Annotated in this window: 1 protein-coding gene; it reads right to left on the bottom strand. The window is 53.2% G+C overall.

Features of this window, described 5'->3' with window-relative positions; genetic code table 11:
* A partial coding sequence (locus tag J8L98_RS24540; protein WP_210998672.1) for a hypothetical protein occupies positions 1-585 on the bottom strand: 585 nt, incomplete at both ends.

The following is a 585-nucleotide window of genomic DNA, read 5'->3' as shown; positions in this document are numbered from 1 at the left end:
CTAATGGCTGAGGTTGCCCCCATTACTGCTCGGCCTGTTGAACTGAGTTTATACAAGTCATCAGCCGTTTTGATTGCCTTGTCAGCATCATCTAATGCTGCAAATGTCTTTGCGCCTTTTAACAGACTACCCATTCCCGCCGTTGCTGCTGTTGTCAAACCCGATGCTAAGGCATTTTTTAATGAAAAGCTATCAACCGCCCCCATGGCTTTACCTACAACCTGAGATGCCACTGAGCCCACAACTCCCGCCGTGGCTGCCGCCATTAATCCGCCTGCTGTTGTTAATGCGCCAAAGCTACCACCTAACACCCCTACGCCTGCACTCATTACTCCGCCTGACGTACCTGCTGCTACTGCCGCAGCCCCTGCCGTCGCTATGGTTGCGGCAACGGCCACGGCTATCATCACAATAGAAGCAACCGCATTACAGCCTGCTTCTGGTGGCGGTGGAATGTACGGGAGTGATGGGTCGGTGTTACCCACGATTTCACCCAAGTTCATCGGCTTGAAGTTATCGTGGCTGTTCACGTTGTTCGCTCTGGCGGGAATGTCCAGCATCACCCCTTCTAACAACTCAGAGCCG

This window comes from Pseudoalteromonas sp. MMG013 (assembly GCF_018100885.1).
GTDB lineage: Bacteria > Pseudomonadota > Gammaproteobacteria > Enterobacterales > Alteromonadaceae > Pseudoalteromonas > Pseudoalteromonas aurantia.
The sequence above is the reverse complement of the archived record's forward strand: the minus strand, read 5'-3'. Positions and strand labels throughout refer to the sequence as shown.